Below are 21,924 nucleotides of genomic sequence, written 5' to 3'. Positions count from 1 at the left end.
AACAATGCCAAAACGTACCGACATAAAAAGCATTCTTATCTTAGGCGCAGGCCCGATCGTTATCGGTCAAGCTTGTGAATTTGACTACTCTGGTGCACAAGCGTGTAAAGCACTACGAGAAGAAGGCTTTCGAGTAATTCTTGTAAACTCGAACCCTGCAACTATCATGACTGACCCTGAAATGGCGGATGCGACGTACATCGAGCCAATTCACTGGGAAGTGGTAGAGAAAATCATTGAAAAAGAAAAGCCTGATGCAGTACTGCCTACTATGGGTGGTCAAACAGCATTAAACTGTGCACTTGATTTAGATAAGCACGGCGTACTGGCTAAACATGGTGTTGAACTTATCGGTGCAACTGCTGATGCAATCGATAAAGCTGAAAACCGTGAGCGTTTTGACTTAGCAATGAAAAACATTGGCCTTGAGTGTCCGCGTGCAGAAATCGCTCACTCAATGGAAGAAGCACACGATGTACTTAGCCGCATCGGTTTCCCATGTATCATTCGTCCATCATTCACGATGGGTGGTACCGGTGGTGGTGTTGCATACAACCAAGAAGAATTTGATGAAATTTGTGAGCGTGGTCTAGATTTATCACCAACAAATGAACTTCTAATCGACGAATCATTAATCGGTTGGAAAGAATACGAAATGGAAGTTGTGCGTGACAAAAACGACAACTGTATCATCGTATGTTCTATCGAAAACTTTGACCCTATGGGTGTTCATACTGGTGACTCAATCACGGTTGCTCCAGCGCAAACATTGACGGATAAAGAATACCAAATCATGCGTAATGCATCGATGGCGGTACTTCGTGAAATCGGTGTTGAAACAGGTGGTTCAAACGTACAATTTGGTGTGAACCCAGTTGATGGCCGTATGGTTATCATCGAGATGAACCCGCGTGTATCGCGTTCATCTGCTCTAGCATCAAAAGCAACGGGTTTCCCAATTGCGAAAATCGCTGCAAAACTAGCTGTAGGTTACACCCTTGATGAGCTACAAAACGACATCACTGGCGGTAAAACACCAGCGTCTTTCGAGCCGTCAATTGACTACGTTGTAACTAAGATCCCACGTTTTAACTTCGAAAAATTCGCAGGTTCAAACGACCGTCTTACAACACAGATGAAGTCTGTGGGTGAGGTTATGGCGATTGGTCGTAACCAACAAGAGTCACTACATAAAGCATTACGTGGTCTTGAAGTAGGCGCAACGGGCTTTAACCCAATTGTTGCTCTTGATGATCCGAAAGCAAAAGAAAAAATCATCCGTGAATTACGTGAGCCAGGTGCAGAGCGTATTTGGTACGTTGCTGATGCAATGCGTCACGGTATGAGCGTAGAGGACGTTTTCGAACTCACTAAGATTGACCCTTGGTACCTAGTGCAAATCGAAGACATCTTAAAAGACGAAGCAACAATCAGCGAAGTAGGTATGGCTGGTTTAAATGCTGAGTTCTTACGCAAGCTTAAGCGTAAAGGTTTCGCTGATGCGCGTATCGCTGAAATTGCCGGTGTTTCTGAAGCAGAAATTCGTAAAAAGCGTCACCAGTTAGATATCGTGCCTGTATACAAGCGCGTTGATACGTGTGCTGCAGAGTTTAGTTCAGATACAGCTTACATGTACTCAACTTATGATGAAGAGTGTGAAGCGAATCCATCTGACAAAGATAAAATCATGGTAATCGGTGGTGGCCCTAACCGTATCGGTCAAGGTATCGAATTCGATTACTGCTGTGTTCACGCAGCATTAGCTTTACGTGAAGACGGCTACGAAACAATCATGGTTAACTGTAACCCTGAAACTGTTTCGACTGACTACGACACATCAGATCGTTTATTCTTCGAGCCAATCACGCTAGAAGACGTATTAGAAATCGTACGTGTTGAAAAGCCTAAAGGTGTAATCGTTCAGTACGGTGGTCAAACGCCACTTAAACTTGCGCGTGCACTAGAAGCGAATGGTGTGCCAGTTATTGGTACTTCTCCAGATGCAATCGACCGTGCTGAAGACCGTGAGCGTTTCCAACAACTTGTTGAGCGTCTGAACCTTCTGCAACCAGAAAATGCAACAGTGACTTCTTTAGAAGAAGCGGTTGTTAAGTCTGCTGAAATTGGTTTCCCTCTGGTTGTACGTCCTTCGTACGTACTAGGTGGTCGTGCGATGGAAATCGTATACGATGAAGACGACTTACGTCGTTACATGACTGAAGCGGTATCTGCATCAAATGAAGCGCCAGTACTACTTGATCACTTCTTAGATAACGCAATCGAAGTTGACGTTGACGCTATCTGTGACGGTGAACAAGTAATCATCGGTGGTATTATGGAGCACATCGAGCAAGCAGGTGTTCACTCAGGTGACTCAGCATGTTCTTTACCAGCTCATTCATTAACAGCTGAAGTACAAGACGTAATGCGTAAGCAAGTGACAGATATGGCACTAGAGCTTGGCGTAATTGGTCTGATGAATACACAGTTTGCTGTGAAAGACGGTCAAGTTTACTTAATCGAAGTAAACCCACGTGCTGCACGTACAGTACCGTTTGTTTCTAAAGCAACAGGTATCGCACTTGCTAAAGTAGCGGCACGTTGTATGGCGGGTCAATCACTGGCAAGCCAAGGTATTACAAAAGAAGTAATTCCTCCTTACTACAGCGTTAAAGAAGTCGTACTTCCTTTTGCTAAGTTCCAAGGTGTTGACCCAATCCGTGGCCCAGAAATGCGCTCAACGGGTGAGGTAATGGGTGTTGGTGAAACTTTCGCCGAAGCATTCGCCAAAGCACAATTAGGTGCAAGCAACACTTTACCACGCGGTGGTCGCGCGTTACTATCGGTACGCAACAGTGACAAACCACGTATTGTTGAACTGGCTAAAACCATGACTGAATTAGGTTTTGAGCTAGATGCAACAGGTGGCACTGCAAAAGCACTTGAAGAAGCTGGCATTGCAGTACGTCGCGTAAACAAAGTATTCGAAGGTCGTCCTCATATTCTTGATAGAATTAAAAATGGTGAATACAGCTACATTGTAAACACTACTGAAGGTCGCCAAGCGATTGAAGATTCGAAGGTGTTACGTCGTGGTGCATTACAGCACAAGACTAACTATACAACGACGCTGAACGCGGCATTTGCTAACTGTACTGCTAACCAAGCAGACGACCGTAGCAAGGTGACGTCAGTTCAGGAACTACATCAGCGAATTAACTAAGGAAATGTGCCAGGGGCGAGCAATTCGCCCTTTGGATTAAGTGAGAATAATATGCAATCAATTCCGATGACGGTTCGTGGTGCAGCATTACTGCGCGAAGAACTTAACGAATTAAAAACAGTTACACGTCCAAAAATTATCGCTGATATCGCTGAAGCGCGTGAACACGGTGATTTGAAAGAAAACGCTGAATACCATGCTGCTCGTGAGCAACAGGGTTTCTGTGAAGGTCGTATTCAAGAAATTGAAGCGAAACTTTCAAATGTACAAATCATCGATGTGACGAAAATGCCAAAAACTGGCAAAGTTATTTTTGGTACAACAGTAACTATCGTTAACGTTGAAACCGACGCTGAGGTAACTTACCAAATCGTGGGTGATGATGAAGCAGATATCAAAAACAACCTGATCTCTGTTAACTCGCCAATCGCACGTGGCTTAATTGGTAAAGAGGTAGATGATGCCGTTACCATTAAAACACCAAACGGTGAAGTCGAGTACGAAATCATTGAAGTTGAGTATATTTAATAGCTTAACCAAGCATTGATAAAAACCGCAGTTTTATACTGCGGTTTTTTTATGCCTGTTTACAGAGGGAAATTTATTCGCTAGGTTGGTCGCTTAGCAATCATAATGAAGGAGTAATAATGGCTAAAATTCAATATCCTAAGCCGCTTGCCAAAGGCGATAGTATAGCTATTTGTGCTTTTTCATCGGGTGTTGATAAAGCGTTTCATAGACGCTTAGACACAGTGCTTAGTGGCTTAACTGCTAAAGGTTTTACCGTTATTGAAGGTGCCTGCTTACGACAAGAGCATAATAGCGCTAAGCAACGAGCAGAAGAGCTAATGCAGTATTTAACTGATGATTCAATTGCGGCAATTATGCCTCCTTGGGGAGGGGATCTCACCATGGAGATTTTACCTCTTCTTGATTTTAATGCGATAAGCAAAGCAAGACCTAAATGGTTAGTTGGTTTTTCAGATATCAGTACGTTTGCATGTGCATTAACCACTCGCTGTGGTTGGGCAACCTTGCATGCTGCCAATTTGATGCAAATTCACCCAAATGATCCTGATGCTTATTTAGCGGATATTTTCAACGCCATGGCACTTGAAGAAAAGCAGCAGCTGCATCAAGTCGCTGCGCCTTTTTATCAGCAAAAACCTATTGATTATAAAGCCGACCCTGATGCTCAATTTGATTTTACCGCACAGAGTCAGTGGCGCTGTATCAATTATAAAGATACACGCCAAATTGAAGTATCTGGGCGATTAATTGGTGGTTGTTTAGATACGCTAGGCTTATTGTTACCCTCAAATTACTACGCGTTGCATGAGTTTAAAAAACAGTATGCACCAGAGGGGTTAATTTTATACCTCGAAAATGCAGAGCTCAGTCCAATGGCCCTTGCACGTTGTTTGTTATCATTAAAGTTGAATGATGTTTTTACAGATGTGAATGCGGTGGTGTTTGGTCGTAGCCCTGCAATAAATAACGATTGCTACTTTGATGAATACCAAGCCATCGAACTTGCATTTAAAGGCAATTTGTTCCCGGTTATCGTTGATGCTGACATTGGTCATGTTGCCCCTAATTTAGCACTAATAAATGGAGCTGTTGCCACAATAACGGCGAATTTGAATGATGGATTGGCGAGTAATGTGGTTGTGAAAACCGATTTAAAATAACAATTATGCAGGCAAAGCCTGCATAATTTCTAAGCGCTTAAACCACAGTAATTACCGCGTCTTTGTCTAAACGCGATTTTGGTAATGCAGCATTATAATCTTGCTCTGGCTCGTGATAACCAATAGCGAGTGCCACCTCACAAACATAGCCGCCTAATTCATCTGCAAAAAGCTCACCGAGTAAGTCTTTATCGACACCTTCCATCGGTGTTGAATCTAAACCTAAACGAGCAACTGTGTGCATAGTATTGCCTAAGGCAATGTAGGTTTGAGCTTTAGTCCAAGCGGCGTTAACACCTTGCTCGTCAGTATTTAAATCAACGAAGGCAAATGCGCCAAATGCTTGCTCTTTGTTTTCTGCCTTAGTGCGGCCATTCGCAATATCCGCATCAATTACTTTTTCATAATCAGCACGTTGATAGCTTGGGTTATAAGCAAATAAAATAGTGTGCGAAGCCGCTTTTGCATGTACTTGGTTAAATTGAAACTTATTTGCAAAACTATCATGTAAACGTTGCTTTGCTTGCTCTGATTCAATGACCACAAACTTCCATGGTTGAGAATTAATAGACGATGGCGACAAGCGTAATGCTTCTAAAATTACAGCTAAGTCTGCTTGGCTAATGTGCTTTGAAGCGTCGTAACGTTTACTTGTGTAACGGCGTTGTAAGTCAGAAATGATTGGGTGTGTCATGGTTTGCTCCCGCATGTATAACAATTAGGTGCAGTTTACGCCTTGCATACTTTACGATAAAGCGCATAATCGAATAAACATTATCAAAAAATTTTAGTTAATATGCTGGTTGAAGATCTCAAATTAATCCTCAAGGTGGCTGAATTTCGCAGTATTACAACCGCGGCAGCAAAATTAGACATGCGAGCCGCTACCGCCAGTGCGGCAATTAAACGTGTTGAAGCAGCGCTGGGTGCAGAGTTATTTGTTCGAACTACTCGTCATTTACGTTTATCTGCGGCAGGGGAACGCTTTTTACCTCAGTGTCAGCAAGCGGTGCTCATGCTTGAGCAAGCGACACTCGCCTTAAAAGGTGAGCATGATGAAATTGAAGGAGAACTAAGAGTCGCATTATCTTCAGACTTAGGCCGCAATATTATTATTCCTTGGTTAGATGAGTTACTTGATGAGTATCCAAAACTGAGTATGCGCCCGCATATTAGCGATAGTAATGTCGACTTTTACCGAGACTCCGTTGATTTTGCGCTTAGGTATGGCTCGCCATCCGACTCAAATTTATATGGCTTTAAAATTTGTAATGTTCCGCGGCTGTTATGTGCAACTCCAGAGTATATTGCCGAACATGGCGCGCCGACACATCCCGATGAATTAAATCAGCATCAAGGCCTATTTTATCAACTGCAAGATATCATCAATAATGTCTGGGAATTTACCGATGGAGCCCAGCGCTTTAAGGTGAAAATGCAAGGCCGTCGAGCATCGAATGATGGTGATTTGGTAAGGCGTTGGTGTGTGGCTGGAAAAGGCCTAGCAGTTAAATCTTGCATTGATATCAGTGATGATTTGCTAAGTGGGCGGGTAGTGCCAGTAATGCAAAATTACCCTCACTTATGTGCAGAGCTTTGGTTAATTTGCCCAAGTCGACAATCCATTACACCTGCGGTTCGTTTAGTGCGTGATATATGCCGAGCAAAAACCAAGGTAATTCTCAATCAATTGATTGAAAAAGGCATTTTAGATAAGCGGGTACTCGATAACTAATTATTTTAGGTATAGAATAGCGAGGCTTATTCATATTTATGGCTAAGCAACATTCTCAGGGCGGGGTGAAATTCCCCACCGGCGGTATACTTTAAATTTAAGTGAGCCCGCGAGCGCTTTAACGTTGGTTAAAGGTCAGCAGATCTGGTGAGAGGCCAGAGCCGACGGTGATAGTCCGGATGAAAGAGAATATAGTTAATCTATAAAACAGTAATTGGCTGCCTGCGGGTGGTCTTTTTTGCTGTGCCTTTCAATGTCCTGAATCTTTTCATATTTAATTTAATAGGTATTAAAAATGATGATTCAGTCTTCTTTACTTAGCCAATTTGGCGAACCACTTGAACGCGTTGAACGTGCTATTGCTGCCTTGCAGCAAGGTGAAGGCGTACTTGTAGTAGATGACGAAAACCGTGAAAACGAAGGTGATTTTGTGTATTCAGCACAGCACCTGACAACAGAGCAAATGGCCATGATGATCCGTGAAGGCAGCGGTATTGTGTGTCTTTGCATGGGCGATGAGCGTGTTAAACAGCTTGATTTACCACAAATGGTTGAGCATAACACCAGTCAGAACAAAACAGCGTATACAGTGACCATTGAAGCTAAAACGGGCGTGACAACCGGCGTTTCAGCAGCTGATCGTGTAACCACCATTAAAGCGGCAACAGCTGACAATGCAAAGCCTGAAGATTTATCTCGCCCAGGACATGTGTTTGGACTGCGAGCACAAACGGGTGGGGTATTAGTGCGCCGTGGCCATACTGAGGCATCGGTTGATTTAATGCAGTTAGCGGGTTTAACACCGTTTGGTGTTATTTGCGAATTAACGAATCCAGACGGTTCAATGGCTCGCTTGCCTCAAGTAAGCAAGTTTGCCAATGAGCACAACATGCCTGTTGTATCGATTGAAGATTTAGTTGCCTACCTCCAAGCAACGCAAAAACAGGCTTGTTAAAAGCGTTAATAAAAAGTTTTAAGTTTTGAGCTATAAGCCGTAAGTAAAATGAGGCTACCTTGGTAGCTTCATTTATACATTAACCGGTGCAAAACCTCATTACGCCAGGCTTGATTGAAAAGGCTTACCACCTAGCGGTAAATCCTCGGTTATCTATGTGAACAAAACCACCGTGGTGGGAGGCGGGTTTATAGCGGCCAATACCGCCATTATAGCGGCTCTGTTTTTGGAATTTTTCAAACACTTTATAAAGCACGTCAACATCAGCAATCGTTAGTTTGCCATCACCGTTTAAATCGTCCATTCGGCCATCACCATCTTCGTCTATATATAAGTCAAAGGCATCGCCATATTGATGTCGGCTGTGTTTGCCATTACCAATTGATCGATTGTAGTGGGGTGTTCTATAGCCGCTAATAAAAGCAAACTTGCTAACTTTAATCCCTTCATTTTGTACAAACGTGAGCAGATCTTCGAGCATCAACAAGCCATCGTTGTTGACATAAAGATACTTTGGAAAGCCACTTACTTGTTTACATATCACGTTTTTAATTTGCACATGAGGAGTCAGTTGGCGAGTTAAGTCTTCCTGTGTTACTTCAATAAATCCATTTGGCGCACTGTACTGTGGGTAGTTTTTATAAGGTGCAGGGTAGAGGCCGATTTGGTAATTATTCAATTGCTTATTGTTGGCATTGAATGGTGTTTTCACTATAACGAGTAAGTGTTTGCGGGTAATATTGTTACTCAGTACTAGGTTATAAAACCCTGCATTTTCTGGGGCATAAACGGCAAGACTATTTGGCCCTAATCGCTCTGTCTCAACATCTGATACTGCAGCAGCTGTAAAATCAGCCGTGTTATCAAGTGTTAGCACTTGTTTCGCATCAAGTACAAGGCTGTGCAGCGAGTCAGTTAATTCAATGGCAGCAACAGAGTATGTAGTTAACACTAAGCACACACTTAAAATAATACGGCTGAAATACATAGTGACCTCTAAATTGTATTGTTTGCTAATGGCGTGGTGAGTGCTTTTAATAACGCGCCATCGCGATTATAAACGTCGGTATAAAATTGTAGGCCCTCGTCGTTACCCGCAACGGTCCAATACATTAAAAGTACGTCTAGCGGTTTTGATAAGCTGACTTTTTTAGTCTCTTTTGCTGCAATGGCGTCATCAATTTCACTACGGCTCCAATTATCTGACGTTTCTAAGATTTTCTCAGCCAAGGTGAATGGGTCATCAACTCTTACACAGCCGTGGCTAAATGCACGTTGGTCTTGCTGAAATAAACTTTTTGCAGGGGTATCGTGCAAATAGATTGAGTATTTATTAGGGAACATGAATTTTATTTGTCCCAGTGAATTATTCTCTGAAGGTTGTTGTACAAACCAATACGGAAAATTTTTACGGCTGGCATTCGCCCAATCAATACTCTCGCTATCCACGGGATTACGGCGGCTATCAACCACAACAAAGTCTTTCTCGTTTAAGTAGTTTGGATTTTCTTTCATTTTTTTGATGATGCCACCTGAAATGCTCCGAGGTACTGTCCAGGTTGGGTTCATCACGATATAGCTCATTTGCCCTTTAAATATTGGCGTTTTGGTGTAGTTTCTGCCTACAACTACATTGGTTTGCCATTTTAATTTATTGTCTTCAAATAAATACAGCAGGTAACCTGCGATATTAACCACTAAGAAGCGCTCTGTTAGGGTATTATCAACCCAACGAATGCGCTCTAGGTTCACTAAAATATCATTGACGTATTCGCTGTAATCTTTGTTGAGTAGTTTTAACGTTGCATTACCAATCACACCATCATCAGCAACTTGATGCGCATTTTGAAAGCGTTTAACTGCTGCCACCAGCTCATCATCATAATCCGTGACGTCACTTTCACTGCCTTCAAAATAGTTTAATCGCTTTAACTTTTGCCTTAAGAGCGGCACAGCTGGGTCTGATTGACCCGGTTTTAAAACATTGTTTTGCAATACGATGGCTGGTAATTCACCTGTGGCATCAAGCTCTCGGTAAAACACGAGGGCGTCTTTTAGGCGTTGATAATGTGGTAAAACAGGCTTGAGGTTTTCAAGTCCCTTATCAAGGCTTTTTGATTTTACATGTTTAAGTAATGAGGCGGCCGCGGCATCAGGGCTGACATCAAATTGTTCATAGTTCCATGTGGCTGCAAGTTGTTTTGGGTTAACTTTTCCGCGTATAAGGTGTTTTGCATAGGTCATGACAGCATCTGTCATCAGTACATCAAACTGGGCTTCGACGGCATCGGCTCCACGTTTATCTATCTCGCTGGCTAGTGCCATTAAAGTATCAAAGTGATAGTCATTAGGGGAGAGGCCTTCAAGTTCAGCTTGGGCAATTAAGTTGAGCGCTTGTTTAGCATATTTGCTGTCATCCCATACCCGTTCAAAGCCGTTTGCTTTGTAAGTGGCAATGGTCATTTCGGGGGAGTGGATTTGTTGTTTTTCAATACTGTGAGATTCACCAATCAGAATAGGCTCAAGCTGTTGTTGTAAGTACTGATTTTCGGCCAGCACAGGCATGCAAATGGATAAACAACTTACCAAAGCTGTGTAGCGAAGAATTTTCATAGCTATGTCCTTATAACGTATTTTTTTAATTTGCTTACATTGTTTCTTTTTTGCTCATTTAAGCTTAGCAAAGCAATGCAATTTATAGGAACATATTTTTTAAATAAAAACGCTTGGCAAATGAGTTTGCCAAGCGCTTGGTTGGGATTTTAAAGGGAGTTTAATGACTGGTTGTTTGTAATTTTGCTTCTGGCTCTGCTTTTTTACCTCTTAGCTTGCCAATTAAGCGTTTAAAATCTTCTAACGCGACGTACTGACAAGGGATTAAAATAAGCGTAATGACCGTTGCAAATAACACCCCGAATGCCAGTGATACAGCCATAGGGATAACAATTTTTGCTTGTAAGCTTGTTTCCATAATGATTGGTAATACACCAATAAAGGTTGTGACAGAGGTCAGTAAGATAGCTCTAAAACGACGACCACCGGCTTGCATTACCGCGTCTTTAATTGCAACACCTTCTGCGCGGGCCTTATTAACAAAGTCGACCATTACTAGCGAGTCATTTACCACAACACCTGCAACCGCGATAATACCAAATACTGACAGGCTGCTCATTGTCATACCTAAAATCATATGACCGAACATTGCACCAATTACACCAAATGGAATAACCGACATAATAATAAACGGCTGTGAGTATGAACGAAGTGGAATCGCTAACAGTGCAAAGATGATCAGCATTGATAGAGCAAAGTCACGCACTTGTTCTGCCACACTGTCCATTTCTTCTTGAATACGACCCGCTACATTACTTTCTACGCCTGGGTAGCTTTTCAGTAGGCTAGGTAAATACTCATCACGGATTTCTTTTGCAATGGCAAATGGTTCAGCTTGGTCTGTGTTAACGGCTGCCCACACATTTACCGTACGTTTAGCATTTTCACGACGAATACGGTTTACACCATCAACAATATTTACTTTAGCTACTTCAGCCAGCGGCACTTCAACTCCTGTTGGCGTAATGATACGTGCATCTGTGATGTCACTTACCGCGTTACGTGATTCACGAGGGTAGCGGATCATTACTTTAATTTCTTCACCGTCACGTAAAATACGTTGTGCTTCTAGGCCGTAGTAACTAAAGCTAACTTGTGATGCTACATCCGAGAGGGTTAAACCTAAGCTGTAAGCAAGCGGTTTAAGTTCAAGTTGTACTTCATCGGTTGCTGATTGGAGTGAGTCATTAACATCACCCACACCTTCCATGCTATTTAATTTCTCTTTTAATAGCGCAGCCACTTCTTTAAGTTTGTTGATGTCTTTACCTTCAAGGCGGAAGCTTACATCACCGTCATCGCGACCCCCATTCATGATACTGTCTTCAATATTCAGCGTTTTCACACCTGGTAATGGTGGCATTTGCTCGCGCCACATTGCACTTAACTGGAATGTATCAATAGGGCGTAAATCGGGTTCAACTAAAATTGCCATGATACGTGCGCTGGTTCTGCCGCGCAGACTAACCGATAAATCGCGGATCATCGGTTGACCATATTGCTCTTCAACTTGTTTATCGACATCTAGAATCAGTTTCTCAATTGTTTGCGCTGTTTCAAGAGTCGCTTGCTCAGATGACGATAAATTCATTTCAATTGAGATACGTGGGAAATCATGTGGAATTTTAGGGTTCGCAACAAACTTCACTAAACCACCTGCGAACATACCGCCACTGACAATCAATACACAAATAAAACCAACAATAACGGTGTAACGATAGTGAATACAGTGACCAATAAATGGAGTGTAATAATTATCGACAAAGTTTTTAAGTCCTTTATCCATTCCTAAGCGTAAGCGATGTAAAGGGTTTTTAGGATTCGCTGGTTTATTTTTCATTGCCGCCAAGTGAGCAGGCAAGATTAGTTTTGATTCAATTAATGAGAACACTAAACATAAGATGATCACACCGCCTATGGCTTTCGAAAACGCAGAGCCTGGGCCTGATGCCAGTGTTTGCGGTAAGAATGCGGCAATCGTGGTTAACACACCAAAGGTTGCAGGAATAGCAACACGTTTTACGCCGCGTACTACGTTATCAAGGCTATGACCGTGCTTTTCAATTTCAGAACTGGCTGACTCACCCACTACGATAGCGTCATCAACGACTATCCCGAGTACCAGAATAAATGCGAATAACGAGGCTAAGTTGATAGTGACATCTAAAAAGCCCATTGGCATCATTAAAAATGCACCTAGGAATGACACTGGTAAACCCATCATCACCCAAAATGCTAAGCGCAGTGGTAAGAATAGCGCCAGTACCACCATGACTAAAATACCACCCCATACCATGTTGTCGATCATCATGTTAAGACGACCTTCAAGGTAGTAAGTTAAATCAACAATCGGAGACAGTTTTACGCCAGCCGGAAGCTGTGGTGCTTTTTCTGCTAGGTAGTTTTTTAATACCCCTGCAACTTTCGTGATGTCTTGATCTTTTGATGCATTAACTTCAAATGTTAGTGAGTTTTTACCATTGTACTTAGAATATTGCAGGCCTTCTTCAAAGCCATCATGCACAGTGGCCACATCGCCTAAGAACACTTGTGCGCCATCAGGTAAGTGTAATAAAGGTAGATTTTCGAACTCTTTACCACGATACGCTTGGTTTTCAACACGCATCGAAATATAGCCATTTTCTGAGCGAATTTGACCAGCTGACATATTTGCAGAGAAGCTGCGAACGGCTGTAGCAATATCACGGAAGGTTAAACCATACTCACGTAGTTTATCTGGGCTAATTTCGATGCCAATTTCATAATTTAAACCACTATGAAATTCAACCAAGTTGATTTGAGGTAAGGCTTGTAATTCATCTTTTATGTCGTTACCAAGCTCTTTTAGTTGGTAATTTGTCATATCGCCATACAGGGCTAAGATCATTACCTCTTGCTCGTACTTATCACGACGTACAATAGGGCGTTCCATCTCAGCTGGGAAGGTATTGATTGAATCAACCTGCATCTTGATTTCATCGAGTACTTCTTGAGGGTCGTACTTTTCTTCGATTTCGATCCAAGCTTGTGAAAAACCACGGTTTGAATAGGTAATTAAGCGTTTAATGCCTTCGAGCCCTTCTAAAGACTCTTCGACCTTGATGGTGATCCCTTCTTCAACCTCTTGCGGCGCTGCACCCGGATAAACAGCTTGAATGCTGATCCAGTTGCTTTCAAATTGCGGGAACATTTGTTTACGGATAGACATTGCCGTTAACAAACCGCCCACTAAGATAAAAATCATAAGCAAATTTGCAGCAACCGGGTTGCGTGCAAACCAGGCAATAAGCCCTTTTTCTCTGTGCGTGGTCATGGCTTATTCCTCTTTTAACGCTAACTGCGTTGTTGGCGCATTAAGCTTTGCATTATCAAGCTTGACTGCCATGCCTTCAGTTGGGTATTCAAGTGCCGAGGTAATCAGTTGCTCACCATTAGCAAGGCCATTGTCGGCGATCACCATGCCATTTTGTTCTCGCACTATATTAAGTGTTTTAAACGAGAGTGTTTCACCGTCTTGTAACACGGCGACTTTGCTGTCTTTTACTAAGTGATGCGGTACCACAATCGCGTTGTCCAGCGCACGACCTTGAATGGTTGCATTTATGTATGAACCGAAACGTAGTGGTTGTTTTTGCTCATAAGGTGTTGCTACTTGCGCTACCAAATAATTCATGCGGCTGCGTTGGTCAACAACCCCTTCGCTACGTACAATAGTCGCTTGCCATGTAGTTTGTTTACCCGCAAATTCAGCGTTAATTGATACGCTGGCGCCAATACCTTGATTATTTAGGTATTGCAGATCTTTATCTGCTACAGGTAAACGAATTTCAGCCAGTGACGTCGAGCTTAGGCTACCAAAACTGTTACCTGGGTTTACCACACTGCCTAAACTAATTAAGCGCTCGTCGATAATCGCATCATAAGGCGCTTTAATGTAAGTGCGCTCAAGATTACGTTTAGCGCGTTTTACACTGGCTTGTGCAGCGCGATAACTTGCAAGTTTTTCAGCAAGTTGTGGTTTACGTAGATATAGCTCAGATGGAATAACTTGGTTTGAGTCACCTTTGATGCGATCCCATTCGGCTTGTGCAACTGACACCTGAGCACGTTCAATCTCAAGTGCTGAGCTTGCTTGCGCTAGTCCCGCTTCTGCTTCAATGAGTGCAGCTTCGTAATCATTTGGATCAATTCGTGCTAGAATGTCGCCTTGCTTAACAAATCCACCTTGTACAAATTGTTCTGATAACGACACAACCTGACCGCTCACTTGCGCAACAAGCTCAGTTTGGTTTTTAGGTTTAACGATACCGTATGATTTTACATCGAGGGTAATGGCGTCAAAGCTTAACGGTTTAATTGATACAAGCGGTCGCAGATCTTGTTCTGGTTTTTCGACTGGCGGTTGCTTCATTGAGGCAAATGCGAATGCCATTCCAAGTCCGCCGACTAATACGGCGATAGGGAGAATGATTTGTTTTTTACTAGCCACGGGATAGTCCCTCACGGTTGACGGTAATTAAAAATAAATTTGTTAGGCTAAGCATACGCAATAAAGTGTTTACAAGGCGTTTGAAGATGTAACAAACCATTACACATATTACAAAGACGCTACAAAGGTTCTATAAGAGGTACTCAATGACAGATAAAATGGCATGTAGATTAGGCTGTGGCGCCTGTTGTATTGCACCCAGTATTAGCTCACCGATACCAGGAATGCCAAACGGGAAAGCGGCGGGAGAGCGCTGTATTCAACTCGACGATAATAACCTATGTAAATTATTTGGTGATGAATCAAGGCCTAAGGTGTGTAGTGACTTTTCTGCTACCATCGATGTATGTGGCACCACTAACGAACAAGCACTGTATTTAATTACTGAACTTGAACAGATGACTTAAAAAAGATTAAACCTTTAACACTTTTTAACGGTTGCTGGGATCAGTTGTGTTTTATGGCTAAAGTTTTCTTCATGTTATTTAAAAATAATAAAGAACGACTTGTCTGTTTTAGAATACAAGAAACAATACTTGCGAAATTAACTATGAAAATACATGTAATCATCTATCTGATGTTAGCAAGCTCATTTACTTATGCAATACCACTGCAAGTCAAACTTGATCACAGCTCAGAAACGCAATTGCATACTAATCAACAACTCGTTGATGCATTAAAATCAAATAATAAAGACCAGTTTTTAAAAGCGCTAGCTGCTGGGGCTGATCCAAATTATCAAATTAATCAATCGAGTAGTGTTTTAAGCTTAGCCACGATTAATCTCGACTCTAACTTTTTAAGTGAGCTACTTCAAATGGGTGGAAATCCCAATAGTTACAGAGTGTCTGCAAAACGAAATTTAATATTTGAAGTATTAGGGCCAGATAGAATAGAGCACCTAAGAACTTTACTTAGGTTTTCTCCAAAACTAGATGTTAAGGATGGTACAGGCTCAACACCAATAATATATGCTGCGATATTGAGTAACTACACTGCGATGAAATTACTAATTGAAAAAGGCGCTGACACGTCACTCAAAAATAATTTTGGCTATGATGCTTTAAAGATCTTAGAAGATAACTCCACTCGAGAATGTCATCAGTCTGAGTGCTCGCAACTAAATGAAGTGAAACAGATTATTATGAAATAATTAATCGTTCTCAACGAAAAATGCCAGTCAATTGACTGGCATTATTGTTTTTGCTTACCACGTGTAGGTAGCGCTAAGAGTATATTGCTCGCCGCGACCAGGGGTACCCGGGACTTCTTCGAATGATTCATCCCAAATGTTGTCAGCTGCAAAGGTTACAAACACATTATCAAGCTGGGCTGGGGTAAATTTTAGCGTTAACTGCGTGAAGAAGGCTTCATCATCAGAGCTACGTAGGCGGTTATTGTGTTGCTTACGCCATTCGTTATCGATACGCAGCTCAAGCACATCCATTGGTTGCCATACTGCACCCAGTGTTACACGGTGATCAGGGTAGTTAAGCGCATAAAAGCTCGCATCAATATCTGCCGTGCCATAGTCTTCTGACTTTTCTAAATAGGTGTAGCTGGCAATCAACTCAGTGCTTTCGAACGATTTATTCGCTAAAAACTCAACGCCCAAGGTGTCTATATCAACCGGGTTTGCAAAACGTGCTGAGGTTGCATCAAAGCGATATGTCCAATCCGTAAGGTTTTTATCTTTACGGTAGAAAATAGCTGAATCTAAACGCCATGAAGACTGTTCAATCAGTAAACCTAATTCAAGGTTATCGGTGGTTTCGCGCTCAAGGCTGTAGTTACTTCTGAATAATCCGCCCGTTTCGCTGCCGCCAATAGCGGTATAACCGGGAACTTGTGTTGCCTCGGCGTATGACGCATACCAAGTATGTTCACTGCCATTTTGATTAGCTACTTTAAGGCTGGCATCGGCAATAAATGAGGTATCTGAGCTATCACGGTTGGTATCATCAAATGCAGCACCAACACGTAAAGTAAGCTCTTTGTTTGCTGTAAGGGCTGATTTGTACTCAGGCAAGATACTTAGCTTAGTGTAATTACGTGATGTAAAATTGTTTTCAAGAGATGTTGATTCAATTTCATCAGCAATAAATTGCCCAGCATAATTAATTGCATAGCGGTCATTTAAACGGTGACGTCCAGAGAGTGCTAATGACTTAACTGTGGTTTCGTGAAACGCTTCAAAAATAGCTGGGTTTTCACGAGACAAAACATAATGGTCGTTATGTTTACGATAATAGCCAGTCACTTCAAAGGTATTGCTCTCACCATACATTTGTTTGTGATTGAGCATGAAAAGCTTGGTTTCAAGGTCTTCGGTTTCATTAAAATTAAATGGCGTGTATAGATTTGGCCAACCAAAAAACTTCTCTTGGCGCCCGAACATTAAATCGGTTTGCGAGGTAGAGCTTGCAATTTGAACGCGTGCTGAGGCACGTTCAAAGTCGTGGTCGCCATTATCAATTGAGCCATCGCTTTTTGAGTGCGAGTATTCACCCTCAAAACCTAATCGCCAATCAGGTTTACTATCCAGCTTTTGGCTATGGGCAGCATGAATGCTTTGTAAATTAAAGCCATTCGTACCTGTGCCAAGTGAAACGCTGCCAGTGCTTGTGATAGGGCGCCAGCCAAATGAAACCGTGCCAACCGAGCTATTCATACCATAAAGGGCATTATCAGCCCCTGTAAGCACTGAAGGGCCTGTTAGCATCTGTGGGGCAATAGGAATTTCAGCAAAGTAGTGACCAGATTGAGGGTCAAATAATGTACTGCTACCGACACGAAAGCCAGTATTTTCGAAGATACCACCACGAATAGTGACATCAGCTTGAGCTTCAGCCATATTGCGTGATTGCAAATCGACACGTGGGTCATATTCTAAGTTTGATACCGGCGCATCAAAAGTACCAACCGGTTCTTTATTTGCGGTTGCTGAAACTTCAACGGTGATTTGTTCAATATTGTTGGTGTCTTCTGCTAGTACTGAGCAAGTGACGAATAATGCGGGAAGTGTAAGCTGTACTGCGCGTACCATCTAAAACTCTCTTGATTTTGTTTAATCTGGGTAGTGGGCTAGTTAGGCGCACTGAAAATTGCGGGTATTGTATCTGAATCACTGAGTTATACCACTCCAACCAGATTTCAGCAGGCAATAAAAAACCGCGCTAAGGCGCGGTCTTTTAACTAAAACGGTGTTTAGTTTTGATTAATAGATTGCGGTGGGAAGTTACTTAGAATGTTAGCAACCGTTTCTTTGATAACTTCAGTGCGCTTTTCAGGTGATTGATTTTTTTGCAAACGACCTTCTTTAGCACCACGCCAAACTAATTGGTTAGAAGCACGGTCAACTACGTCTAGAATTAACGTACCCACTTCATATTCGCGAGTGGTGGTTTGCGTGTTATAACCCATACCCCAGTAATTCCAGCGTGCACCGTAACCTACGTTAAAGGTATCAACATCAATTTTTGTATCAACTGAGGCATGATAGTTAATCAGTACATCTGCTTGTGCTAAATCAACTAGCTTCATACCGCTTTTTTCAAGTTCAGCATTAACAGCTTCACGAACGCGTTTTTCCATTAAAGGACTAATTTGGTAGTTCGCTACGTTTTTAGTCAAGCTGGCATTAGGTACCCAAGAGAAGGTTTTATAATTACTAAAATCTGCTGATTTGTCGTAATCCCAATCAGGCGTTTTAGCGCAAGCCGCTAAAAATAATACAGCCGTCGCGATTAATAAGTTCTTCATATTGTTTGCTCCTTGGCAAAATTTCCACTACTTGATTGATAACATAACACAAATAATACTCAACTGAATGATTATTTAAAAAACTATGGCACATTTACAAAAAAGTACTGTAATAGTTTGTAATTAAGCAGTGTGTTCCACTTCTATCCAATCTCTTTCATCGACCCAGTTTTGTGCACCATCTTTAACAGTACGAATAGGGACGATGTAATCACAGCTAACTTGTGGTTTAACTGAGGCAAAAATCGGCACAAAGCCAAAGCTTAGCGCTGTTTCGATAATTGCTTTTTGGTTTTGTGGGTCGATATCGGCTGCTTCATCGATATAAATCGGAATACGATACAAGTTTTGTTCTTGGTCGCTTAATAAGTAACGAATAAACAGCATGCCACACAGTAGCTTAATGGTAATACGAGTACCGTTAGAGCCGGCTGAATCGATTTTTTCGAAGTGTTCAGTTTCGCCAGCACGGTTTACTACCTCAAAACGAATATCAAATAAATCGGTCAGAGTTAAACCGGCTTTTTCTGAGGCAAGCTTAATTAAATGATCTTTCGCTTCATTTACCGCAGACTCGCTATAAGGCTCTTGGCTTAATAGGTCTAGGGTATCGCCTTGCTCAAACTGATTTGAGGTACTGATAATTGTATCAATGCTATCAACCAGCATCTTGCGCGGAATAACATTAATTTTGAATGCTTGAAGGTTAGAGATACGGTGCTGACTAATTCCTTTATTAAAGCTATTCATTTCTCGGCGCAGGCGGTCTAAGTCTTCGCGCAAGCCTTTAATAGTAGCGGCTACTTCGGTTAACGCAACGCGGCCTTGACGCTCAACGGCATCGCGCTCGTTGTCGATGTTATGAAACGCGCTAATAAGCTTTTCGTATTTAGTAAACTCATCGTTTTCGTTATCAAATTTAGTAATACCCGCATTGTAAATATGTAGGTAGGTATTACGTACGTTGATATCAAAGTTACGTAACTCTTGGCAGTCTTTATTGAAGTGGTGAATAAGATCGCTCAAGTTATCAAAATCAATAGTGATTTCAATCATGTATGGAGTCACTTTACCTGAGTAAACATCAAGGGTGTGATCGATACGTTCAGATTTAACTTGGCGTAAACGATCAGCTTGGCGGGCAAGCAGATCTTTTTTCGACTTGATAATTGAACGACGGTCGCTGATTGAGCCACTGTTCTTTTGAATGTCTTGCAGGTAGTCGTCAACTTGTTCGCGCTCTGCATTTAATTGCTCTTTTAGCATGGTTTGTGCATCGACAGATTGCTGCATGATTTCAAATTGTTCAAAGCGTTTTAATGCTTCTTCTGAGGCCATTAGCTCATCATATAAGGCATCTTTTTCTTTTTGCTTTTCGGCGACATTAGCAGCAACTTCGCGTTGTTGTTTAAACTCTTTTAGTGAGTTTTCTAGGGCAGCGAGTTGCGCGGTTAATTGCTCTTTATTTTCGCCCGTTTGCATTTGCACTGGGCTTAGCTTTTTAAGTTTAATCGTCGCGCCAGGAAGAGTTAGTACACCGCCTTTCACATTTGCCGATAACTGCTCTAAGAACTCACCAAAGGCATCTTCGTCTGTGATCTCAACATCACCATTGCTGGTGGTGGCAAACGATAATATATCTGGGTTTAGAATACGCGAAATCTCTTCAACTTCTTTTAAAGATAAATCTTCACGCATACGGGTGAATAAATTGAACTCAAGGTTCTTCAGCTGTAATTTTAAGCTCTTAATTTGCTTTTGTGTTTCGCTAATACGGTAATCAAGCGTGTGCAAGCTTTGCCCTTGGGCACTGCTTAATGAATGAGATAGCGATTCATAATCTTGTTTAAGCTGTGTAAGGCTTACTTTTAGGGTGGCTTTATTAACTAATTCAAACTCAGATTTAAGCGCTCGATAATCTAAAAACCATTGTTCAATTTGAGTTTGTTTACGCTCAATATCACGGGATTGCTGAATATACAGCTGCTGCTTTTGTTCGAACTCGTGCTTTTCGTGTTCGATATCCTCAAGGGCAATATTTAGCTCAGAGAGTTGCTCTTGTTGATAGGTTTCAAAGTCAATCAGTGCTTGGTCAATTTTTGGCGCATAGGCAGCAAGTTTACCTTTTAAAACCGTTTGGTTTTCAAGCATAGATTCAAGAGCTGCGATTGGCTCTTGCATTGACTCAAGGGCTTTTAATTCACGTTTAGCGCGATTCACTTTATCAAATGAACGTCGCCATACTTCATAAAAATCAACCCGTGAGTTTGACATATGGCGCTCAAATACGCGTAACATAAAGCGTTTAACATCGCTGGCACCTAACTTATGCAAGTTAAGGATACGGCGGAATATTTCTTTGTAAATCGCGGAGTCTTGCACGTTATTGAGGGGGATCATTTTTAAGTTGATATCGCCATCAAATGGGGTTGCGCCGCCAGTGAGTAGGGCGTTTAGTTCTTGCGCTTTTAATTCAATTGGATTGAAACCTTGCTCTTTTAAGTGATTAAAAAGCTTGGTGAATTTTACAATAGTTTTGCCTTGAGTGTAGTGATCAAGGTTCAACTTACCTTGGTAGCAAAAAAACTGATGCGCGTAACCAGCAATTTTACCAAGGCCAGCAACACCAATCACCACAGGGCCATTAGGTAGGTCAGCTTCGAGTAAAATATAGGATTGATCTGATGAAAAGTAGAATTTTCGGGTTTCGTCTAAATCGTGGCCATCCCATTCTGTTAGACGTAAATCATTGATCAATGGAAATTGCAGGGCATTAATTACCGAGCTTTTACCGGTATTATTAGGTGCACAGATTGAACTACTTTTATCCAGCGGGATCACGCATTTTGCATAGCCAGCGGTATTTAAAAGCGCAAGTTTGCTGAGTCCGTATAGGCTTTGGCTTTGCATTATTCGTCATCTCCTAGGTAGGTTTCTTCGTTTACTTCCATTAATGCATCGATATAACGATAAATAGGTGCTTGCAGCATAAAGCCGTTTTCTACTTCGCGAGCAAGACCTAAACGCACCATACGTAGGTAAACGTCTTTGCGTAAATCTGAGCCTGAGAAGATTTCTAATTGATCAAACAGGTGCTTGTTGATTTGCACTAAGGTTTGCATCAGTTCAAGGTCGTTTACTTCGTCAAACAAGGCACGCATTGGATCTTTACCAGTATTGGCATAGTGCTCAATCAAGATGTAGATAGTCAGTGCGATGGCACGCGAAATTTTACCCATATTTGGGGTGCTTTCGTCGCTTCCAAAATAGTAAAAGCCACGGCTATCATGTTGTAGGTCGTGGCCAAGGGCGTTAAATAACGCGCGATAAGCATCAATGTGTTGATCAAGCTCTTGCCACATCAGCGTGTCTTGTTCGCTAATGTGGTAGCCTGATGTGAGCTTTTTATTAATAGCTTGCAGATGCGTTAAATCATCTAAATTAATATCTGTCATG

Annotated in this window: 16 protein-coding genes and 1 riboswitch; of the genes, 7 read left to right on the top strand and 9 right to left on the bottom strand. The window is 41.9% G+C overall.

Annotated features, from left to right (window positions below; translation table 11 throughout):
• The first annotated feature begins 4 nt into the window (after positions 1-4).
• From carB to CWC28_RS11560, 3 genes are all read left to right on the top strand, one after another.
• A complete protein-coding gene (gene carB / locus CWC28_RS11570) occupies positions 5-3,223 on the top strand; it encodes a carbamoyl-phosphate synthase large subunit (protein ID WP_063705819.1) in 3,219 nt (1,072 codons plus the stop codon).
• A 51-nt stretch (positions 3,224-3,274) separates the two neighbouring features.
• Positions 3,275-3,751 carry a transcription elongation factor GreA gene (gene greA / locus CWC28_RS11565; protein ID WP_063705817.1) on the top strand — a complete coding sequence of 159 codons (477 nt, stop codon included), beginning with the start codon at positions 3,275-3,277 and terminating at the stop codon, positions 3,749-3,751.
• Between the two features lie 119 nt (positions 3,752-3,870).
• Complete coding sequence (locus CWC28_RS11560; RefSeq protein ID WP_138625180.1) at positions 3,871-4,914, top strand: S66 family peptidase; 1,044 nt, start codon at positions 3,871-3,873, stop codon at positions 4,912-4,914.
• A gap of 37 nt (positions 4,915-4,951) precedes the next feature.
• Here the strand turns inward: CWC28_RS11560 and CWC28_RS11555 are convergent, their stop codons facing one another.
• On the bottom strand, positions 4,952-5,608 hold the full coding sequence (locus CWC28_RS11555; RefSeq protein ID WP_138625179.1) for a nitroreductase family protein: 657 nt from the start codon (positions 5,606-5,608) through the stop codon (positions 4,952-4,954).
• A gap of 102 nt (positions 5,609-5,710) precedes the next feature.
• Between CWC28_RS11555 and CWC28_RS11550 the strand changes: the two genes are divergently transcribed.
• Both CWC28_RS11550 and ribB read left to right on the top strand, forming a co-directional pair.
• Positions 5,711-6,649 carry a LysR family transcriptional regulator gene (locus CWC28_RS11550; protein ID WP_063705813.1) on the top strand — a complete coding sequence of 313 codons (939 nt, stop codon included), beginning with the start codon at positions 5,711-5,713 and terminating at the stop codon, positions 6,647-6,649.
• A gap of 47 nt (positions 6,650-6,696) precedes the next feature.
• A riboswitch (FMN riboswitch) is annotated at positions 6,697-6,844 on the top strand.
• A gap of 106 nt (positions 6,845-6,950) precedes the next feature.
• Positions 6,951-7,604 carry a 3,4-dihydroxy-2-butanone-4-phosphate synthase gene (gene ribB / locus CWC28_RS11545; RefSeq protein WP_105174345.1) on the top strand — a complete coding sequence of 218 codons (654 nt, stop codon included), beginning with the start codon at positions 6,951-6,953 and terminating at the stop codon, positions 7,602-7,604.
• Between the two features lie 124 nt (positions 7,605-7,728).
• Here the strand turns inward: ribB and CWC28_RS11540 are convergent, their stop codons facing one another.
• The 4 genes from CWC28_RS11540 to CWC28_RS11525 all read right to left on the bottom strand — a co-directional run bounded on the left by CWC28_RS11540 (position 7,729) and on the right by CWC28_RS11525 (position 14,706).
• Positions 7,729-8,592, bottom strand: coding sequence for a D-Ala-D-Ala carboxypeptidase family metallohydrolase (locus CWC28_RS11540; RefSeq protein ID WP_063705806.1), 864 nt, complete (start codon positions 8,590-8,592; stop codon positions 7,729-7,731).
• 8 nt (positions 8,593-8,600) lie between these two features.
• Complete coding sequence (locus CWC28_RS11535) at positions 8,601-10,217, bottom strand: L,D-transpeptidase family protein (protein WP_063705803.1); 1,617 nt, start codon at positions 10,215-10,217, stop codon at positions 8,601-8,603.
• A gap of 160 nt (positions 10,218-10,377) precedes the next feature.
• A complete protein-coding gene (locus CWC28_RS11530) occupies positions 10,378-13,530 on the bottom strand; it encodes an efflux RND transporter permease subunit (protein WP_063705801.1) in 3,153 nt (1,050 codons plus the stop codon).
• Positions 13,531-13,533: 3 nt separating this feature from the next.
• Positions 13,534-14,706: an efflux RND transporter periplasmic adaptor subunit gene (locus tag CWC28_RS11525; RefSeq protein WP_063705798.1), complete on the bottom strand. Its 1,173-nt coding sequence runs from the start codon at positions 14,704-14,706 to the stop codon at positions 13,534-13,536.
• Positions 14,707-14,864: 158 nt separating this feature from the next.
• Here CWC28_RS11525 and CWC28_RS11520 point away from each other — a divergent pair, with 158 nt between their 5' ends.
• The gene (locus tag CWC28_RS11520) at positions 14,865-15,113 is read left to right on the top strand and encodes a YkgJ family cysteine cluster protein (RefSeq protein ID WP_054562006.1); all 249 of its coding nucleotides are present in this window, start codon (positions 14,865-14,867) and stop codon (positions 15,111-15,113) included.
• Between the two features lie 53 nt (positions 15,114-15,166).
• On the top strand, positions 15,167-15,859 hold the full coding sequence (locus tag CWC28_RS11515; RefSeq protein WP_138625178.1) for an ankyrin repeat domain-containing protein: 693 nt from the start codon (positions 15,167-15,169) through the stop codon (positions 15,857-15,859).
• Positions 15,860-15,913: 54 nt separating this feature from the next.
• Here CWC28_RS11515 and CWC28_RS11510 read toward each other — a convergent pair whose 3' ends face one another.
• From CWC28_RS11510 to CWC28_RS11495, 4 genes are all read right to left on the bottom strand, one after another.
• On the bottom strand, positions 15,914-17,752 hold the full coding sequence (locus tag CWC28_RS11510; protein ID WP_063705794.1) for a TonB-dependent receptor: 1,839 nt from the start codon (positions 17,750-17,752) through the stop codon (positions 15,914-15,916).
• Positions 17,753-17,913: 161 nt separating this feature from the next.
• Positions 17,914-18,468 carry a DUF4136 domain-containing protein gene (locus tag CWC28_RS11505; protein WP_063705792.1) on the bottom strand — a complete coding sequence of 185 codons (555 nt, stop codon included), beginning with the start codon at positions 18,466-18,468 and terminating at the stop codon, positions 17,914-17,916.
• A 123-nt stretch (positions 18,469-18,591) separates the two neighbouring features.
• The gene (locus tag CWC28_RS11500) at positions 18,592-21,378 is read right to left on the bottom strand and encodes an Mks condensin complex protein MksF (protein WP_063705790.1); all 2,787 of its coding nucleotides are present in this window, start codon (positions 21,376-21,378) and stop codon (positions 18,592-18,594) included.
• Positions 21,378-21,923 (bottom strand): condensin complex protein MksE, encoded by a 546-nt coding sequence (locus CWC28_RS11495; RefSeq protein WP_063705788.1) that lies wholly within the window; start codon positions 21,921-21,923, stop codon positions 21,378-21,380. Before CWC28_RS11495 ends, CWC28_RS11500 begins: the two co-directional genes overlap by 1 nt.
• Between the last annotated feature and the right edge of the window lies 1 nt (position 21,924).

It is taken from the genome of Pseudoalteromonas sp. S4492 (genome assembly GCF_005886115.1).
Lineage (GTDB): Bacteria > Pseudomonadota > Gammaproteobacteria > Enterobacterales > Alteromonadaceae > Pseudoalteromonas > Pseudoalteromonas gelatinilytica.
Note: the sequence above shows the minus strand (reverse complement) of the source record. Positions and strands in the feature narration are given on the sequence as shown.